This window comes from Affinibrenneria salicis, assembly GCF_008710095.1.
Window position 1 is genome coordinate 1 of sequence record NZ_VYKJ01000036.1, and the last position, 6,144, is coordinate 6,144.

Consider the following 6,144-nt stretch of genomic DNA (forward strand, 5'->3'; position numbering starts at 1 on the left):
GCAGATATCCAGCCAGGGAAGCCCGCAGGGGCAGGGCTCATCGCTGACGATGGCCAGGGTATGGCCATCGTCGGGCAGGCCGCTGAATGGCCGGCCTGCCGCGGCGCGGTACAGCAGAAGCTTCGCTACCGCCTCATGCTTAAAACCCTCAACGAGGATCAGATCCAGCCGGCTGGTATCCATACGGCTGGCGAGCCAGTGAAGATCGGGCTCCTGCTGCTGCGGGGTTTCGGTCATTAGCGCCCAGCGCTGGTTGCCTGCCACCATGGTCTGCAGCGCGCCGGCCTTGCGTAATTCGTAGCTGTCCTTACCCGGCGTACCGATATCCATCTGATGACGGGTGTGCCTGACCAATCCGGCGCGCATGCCCTGGCCTGGCGGGTTACAACGGGGCTCACTTTTTGGGGCCGGGCAGTCTTGTCCTGTCTTCAGCGCTGCAGATACGCTGATAATGTTTTCCCCCGGGTCTGAGATGGCGCAGGGCGGCGCTGCCCGTCCATACGCAAAGCACGATCCGGCTTAACGTCCCGTCTTCAGCGCCTGCAGATGACGATGATAGTGTTTTCCCCCCGGGCCTGAGATGGCGCAGGGCGGCGCTGCCCGCCCATACGCAGAGCGCGATCCGGCTTAACGTCCCGTCTTCAGCGCCTGCATATGACGCTGATAATGTTTTTCCAGCCGGGCCTGAGATGGCTCAGGGCATCGCCACACCTTCCGTCTGCATAGCGCCATTATGCCGCGTTTTTTCTTCTGCCCGATGGATTCGCTTTAGGGGCAACCGGTTTAGCGCTGGAATTATCTCTTCACACTCCCCCTTCCCCGCGGGCGTTTTTGGAAAAACAACGCTAAATTCGAGCTGTTAATCAGGTAGACTATAGGCAGTTCCCTGGCACAATGAATACAGGTAGTCATGACGAATACAGGCCAATCCCTAAAGTCACTCAATACATTCTCTTTACCGGCCCGCGCGGAGTGCGTGGTTACCGCTGAATCGCTGGAACAGCTGATCGATGCATGGCGCGATGCGCAGGTGCGACATCAGCCGGTGCTGTTTTTAGGCGAGGGCAGTAACGTACTGTTCACGCAAGATTTTGCCGGCATGGTTATCCTGAACCGACTGAGGGGTATTGAGATCGAAGAGGGAACGGACTGTTGGCATATTTATGCCGGCGCCGGTGAAAACTGGCATCATTTGGTGGAGTACTCGTTATCGCAGGATATTGGCGGGCTGGAAAATCTGGCGTTAATCCCTGGTTGCGCCGGCTCCGCGCCTATTCAGAATATTGGCGCCTATGGCGTTGAATTTAGCCATATCTGCGAATATGTCGATGTCCTGAATTTGTCGCGGGGCAGTATCAGTCGGCTGTCTGCTGAACAGTGCAGGTTTGGCTACCGTGAGAGTATTTTTAAGCACCAGTATCGTAACGGTTTCGTTATCGTGGCGGTTGGTCTTTGCGTGAAAAAAAACTGGTCCCCGGTACTGAGTTACGGCGACTTAGTCCGCCTCGATGCCGCTGCGGTGACTCCTCGCCAGGTCTTTGACAGCGTCTGCAATATGCGGCGCAGCAAGCTGCCCGATCCCTCGGTGACCGGGAATGCCGGCAGCTTCTTTAAGAATCCTGTGGTGTCTGCTGACCAAACTGAGTTGATTTTACAGCGTTATCCGGACGCGCCGCATTACCCTCAGCCCGATGGACAGGTAAAACTGGCGGCGGGCTGGTTGATCGATCGCTGTCATCTGAAGGGGATGCAGATTGGCGGCGCGGCGGTTCATCGTCAGCAGGCTTTGGTCCTGATTAATACCGGTAATGCGGTTAGTCGCGATGTGCTGCAGCTGGCCAGACATGTGCGGCAACAGGTGGCGGCGGAGTTCGCTATCTGGCTGGAGCCCGAGGTCCGTTTTATTGGCGCGCAGGGCGAAATTAATGCGGTTGAGGCTATAGCATGAAAGATATAACCATCCCGTTAAAGCTCATCAGGATTTTGGCCGACGGCGAATTTCATTCTGGCGAGAACCTGGGCGAAACGCTGGGGATGAGCCGGGCTGGTATCAATAAACATATTCAGACGATCCGCGAATGGGGAATCGATGTGTTTACCGTTACCGGTAAGGGGTATTGCCTGCCACAGGCGATGCAACTGCTGGATAAAGACAAAATCCTGCAGCAATTGCCTGACGGACGGGTGGCGGTGCTGCCTGTGATCGACTCGACCAATCAGTATCTGCTCGATCGTCTGGACTCTCTGCAGTCCGGCGATGCCTGTATCGCGGAATACCAGCAGGCCGGGCGCGGCCGCCGCGGTCGGCAATGGGTATCTCCTTTTGGCGCTAACCTTTATATCTCTTTGTACTGGCGGCTTGAGCAGGGACCCGCTGCGGCAATCGGCCTGAGTCTGGTGATCGGGATAGTGATGGCGGAAGTGTTACACCAATTGGGTGCGGATGGTGTGCGCGTTAAGTGGCCTAACGACCTTTATCTGCAGGATCGCAAACTGGCCGGGATTCTGGTCGAACTGACGGGCAAGACCGGCGACTGCGCTCATCTGGTTATCGGCGCCGGTATTAATCTGATGATGCGGGAGTCGGCCGATAGCCTGATTGATCAGCGCTGGATTAACCTGCAGGAAACCGGTATTCAGATCGATCGCAATATTCTGGCTGCAACTTTGCTAACGGAGCTCAGAAACGCGCTGACGCTGTTTGGACAGGAAGGACTGGCGCCGTTTACCAGCCGCTGGGCCGGGCTCGACAATTACTATAATCGTCCCGTCAGGTTGATTATCGGCGAGCGCGAAATTCGGGGTGTGGACCGGGGCATTGATCATCAGGGCGCCTTGTTGCTCGATCAGGACGGCGTTCTTACGCCTTATCTGGGCGGGGAGATCTCTTTACGCGGCAACGGCTGACGGCGCGGAGAACACGCTTGCGCTATTTCTGCTAATGAAACGACTCGCCATTGTCCTGTACCCTGCGGGATGCGTCCGCGCTGGTTAAATTTTTTTCCGTCGGCGCTTCCCGGTTTACATGAACCGGGAAACGCTGGTCAGCCGCCTGCTGGCGCGATCGATAGAGCTGTTACTTACGTAAACGGACGCATTCAATCGCGTGGTTCGCACTTTTGGTCATAATTAAACTGGCCCTCTCACGCGTCGGCAAAATATTTTGATGCAGGTTTAATCCATTAATTTCTTTCCACAATCCGCTGGCGATATCAGTCGCTTCTTTCTCTGAAAGTCTCGCATAATTATGGAAATAGGAATCCGGATTTGAAAAGGCGCCCTGACGGAATTTCAGAAAACGATTAATATACCAGGTCTGCAGTAAATCTTCCGGCGCATCGACGTAGATTGAGAAGTCAACGAAATCAGATACGAAAACGTGATGAGGATCATGCGGATAATCCATGCCGCTTTGTAAAACGTTTAATCCTTCAAGAATAAGAATATCGGGCTGTTCAATTGTCTTGTGTTCGTCAGGTACGATATCGTAAATCAAATGTGAATAAATTGGCGCGGTGATCCTGCTGGCGCCGGATTTAATATCCGATACGAATTTCACCAGGCTATGCATATCGTATGATTGAGGAAATCCCTTTTTCTTCATCATGTTACGTTCTTTTAACACTTTATTGGGATGAAGAAAACCATCGGTAGTGATCAATTCCACCCGGCGGTGTTCCGGCCAGCGGCTTAGCAGCGCCTGCAGCACGCGCGCGGTGGTACTTTTGCCTACGGCAACGCTGCCGGCGATGCCGATAACGTAAGGAATTCGTTGCCCGTCGGTACCAAGGAATTGTTCCAGCACCGCCTGGCGGCGCAGATTAGAACTGATATAAAAATTTAACAGACGTGATAAAGGCAGATAAATCTCGGCCACTTCATCTAATGAAAGATCTTCGTTAATCCCTTTTAATTTGGCGATCTCTTCTTCCGTTAATGTCAGCGGTACGGAATCACGTAGCGTGGCCCATTGCCGACGATCAAACTGTAAATAAGGAGTAGACAAGGATTGCTCTCTGTTTCTCATAAGTCGAATTAGCCTGTTCATACAGGTAAGAAGGGCCGGGCTCACTTAAACAGAGTAAAACTTTCATCTCAGTGTCTTTAGGCCACAGACCCTATCTCATATTGTTGTTATCACTATAGAGTGGAGGTTACCACTTAGCGGGCAGGAATAAGAAGAGAAAATCTGCGGATGTGCCGAACCGGCTTCAATCGGTTCGGCCGGGAATTAGCTGGCGATTGCCCGCACAGTGTTGTTTACGGCGAAAAGGCGTTTGTAATAAATCGCGGTGGGATGGTAGAAACCATCGGGCGTACAGGCGTAATCCGGTAATTCCCCCAGCAGACGGTAGCCCTGCGAGCGATAGAATGATTCGGCTGGCGAGCCGCTTTGCGTATTGAGGTAGAGCAGCCCCCGGCGCTGCGACAATGCGGTTTTTTCCAGCGTGGCGAGTAATTGCCGGCCAACGCCCAGCCTGCGCTTTCCGCTGCGGACCAGCAGATTTTGTACTTCAGCCCGATTCCGGCCATTGTCTTTCTGGCAACATTCCAGCTGTATGCTGCCGGCGATACCGTCCTGATCGCGGGCAATCCACAGAAAACGCTCGCCTTGCGCGACGGCAGGGCGAAGACGGTGAAAATAACTTTCTGCTTCTTCATAAGACACCGGCGCATCATAGCCGACGGATGCGCCATGGCTTACCGCGTCGATCAGTAAATCGGCCAGCTCTTGATGATAGACGGGTAATGTAGCGACATTTAATAATACAATTTTCATCACTCACCTCCAGTCCGCTGCAAACTATCATCTGTGGTGAAGCAATATTCATTCCAGGCCGGAAACGCTGTACCGGCGGGGAGCCTGGCGCCGCGCGTCGCCGCGCGCGCACTCTTTCAGTGCAACACCTAGCCAAAAGGTGCGGCAGCCGGCTTTGCCGCGCCAGACCAGCGTGCCAGAAATGTGAAATACGGCCGCGCGAAAGGGCGCAATATCGCCCGGAGCGAAGATTCTTTACGCTGATCGCCGGGCGGGGAGGTAGATTGCCGTCTGTTTTTGGATAAAATCTAAGCGATAGTGCGTTTTAGGCAATTTTTTTGTTGCATAGGTCGCTCTGTCTACCTAGAATGCGCAGCACTTGATGCCGGCTTAGCTCAGTTGGTAGAGCAACTGACTTGTAATCAGTAGGTCGCCAGTTCGACTCCGGCAGCCGGCACCATAATCAAGTAGACAATCTGGTGGGGTTCCCGAGCGGCCAAAGGGAGCAGACTGTAAATCTGCCGTCATCGACTTCGAAGGTTCGAATCCTTCCCCCACCACCAATTCGACGTTAGCGATAGCGTCACGCCAGAGGGGAGACAGTATTTCCGTTCTGGAAGGGTGAGGCGGTTGGTATGACAATCCTTTCCTCACCGGCAGTTTCAACCTTAGTCAATAAGGTAACCTGAAACGCGAAAGCGAGGCAGGTGAAGATGAGGCCGAACGTTCATTGTTGTTTTCCCTCAGCTTCGAAATTCTACAGAAAATCAGGTAGCCGAGTTCCAGGATGCGGGCATCGTATAATGGCTATTACCTCAGCCTTCCAAGCTGATGATGTGGGTTCGATTCCCACTGCCCGCTCCAAACAAGATGTGCTGATATAGCTCAGTTGGTAGAGCGCACCCTTGGTAAGGGTGAGGTCGGCAGTTCGAATCTGCCTATCAGCACCACTTCTTTTTCTCCCTCCTGATCTCTTCTGTTAACAAAATTCAAAGCAGGCAGTGTTGCCTGGTTGATGTGGTGATATCACCGATTTATCCGTGTCTTAGAGGGACAATCGATGTCTAAAGAAAAATTTGAACGTACAAAACCGCACGTTAACGTCGGTACTATCGGCCACGTTGACCATGGTAAAACAACGCTGACCGCTGCCATCACTACCGTTCTGGCTAAAACCTACGGTGGCGCTGCTCGCGCATTCGACCAGATCGATAACGCGCCGGAAGAAAAAGCTCGTGGTATCACCATCAACACCTCTCACGTTGAATACGATACCCCGACTCGCCACTACGCGCACGTTGACTGCCCGGGGCATGCCGACTACGTGAAAAACATGATCACCGGTGCCGCCCAGATGGACGGCGCGATCCTGGTTGTTGCAGCGA

At 53.6% G+C, this 6,144-nt stretch carries 6 protein-coding genes and 4 tRNA genes; 7 read left to right on the top strand and 3 right to left on the bottom strand.

The genetic code is table 11. From position 1 onward, the window contains the following. Positions 1-432: molybdopterin-guanine dinucleotide biosynthesis protein B (gene mobB / locus FJU30_RS26545; protein ID WP_395858987.1), on the bottom strand; the 432-nt coding region annotated here is incomplete at its 3' end. Positions 433-910: 478 nt separating this feature from the next. Between mobB and murB the strand changes: the two genes are divergently transcribed. After that, positions 911-1,948 (top strand): UDP-N-acetylmuramate dehydrogenase, encoded by a 1,038-nt coding sequence (gene murB, locus FJU30_RS26550; RefSeq protein ID WP_150437920.1) that lies wholly within the window; start codon positions 911-913, stop codon positions 1,946-1,948. Then, complete coding sequence (gene birA, locus FJU30_RS26555; RefSeq protein ID WP_150437921.1) at positions 1,945-2,907, top strand: bifunctional biotin--[acetyl-CoA-carboxylase] ligase/biotin operon repressor BirA; 963 nt, start codon at positions 1,945-1,947, stop codon at positions 2,905-2,907. Before murB ends, birA begins: the two co-directional genes overlap by 4 nt. A 169-nt stretch (positions 2,908-3,076) precedes the next feature. Here birA and coaA read toward each other — a convergent pair whose 3' ends face one another. Together coaA and FJU30_RS26565 are read right to left on the bottom strand one after the other, a co-directional pair. Then, positions 3,077-4,027, bottom strand: a complete 951-nt coding sequence (coaA, locus tag FJU30_RS26560) for a type I pantothenate kinase (protein ID WP_150437922.1) — start codon at positions 4,025-4,027, stop codon at positions 3,077-3,079. A gap of 204 nt (positions 4,028-4,231) precedes the next feature. Then, entirely contained in the window at positions 4,232-4,780 is a 549-nt protein-coding gene (locus tag FJU30_RS26565) for a GNAT family N-acetyltransferase (protein ID WP_150437923.1), read from the bottom strand. 363 nt (positions 4,781-5,143) lie between these two features. Here FJU30_RS26565 and FJU30_RS26570 point away from each other — a divergent pair. The 5 genes from FJU30_RS26570 to FJU30_RS26590 all read left to right on the top strand — a co-directional run. After that, a tRNA-Thr gene (locus FJU30_RS26570) sits at positions 5,144-5,219 on the top strand. Positions 5,220-5,237: 18 nt separating this feature from the next. Next, positions 5,238-5,322, top strand: a tRNA-Tyr gene (locus FJU30_RS26575). Between the two features lie 226 nt (positions 5,323-5,548). Beyond that, a tRNA-Gly gene (locus tag FJU30_RS26580) sits at positions 5,549-5,623 on the top strand. A 10-nt stretch (positions 5,624-5,633) separates the two neighbouring features. Further along, positions 5,634-5,709: transfer RNA gene (locus FJU30_RS26585), tRNA-Thr, on the top strand. A gap of 110 nt (positions 5,710-5,819) precedes the next feature. Further along, a partial coding sequence (locus FJU30_RS26590) for a GTP-binding protein (protein ID WP_032314999.1) occupies positions 5,820-6,144 on the top strand: 325 nt, incomplete at its 3' end.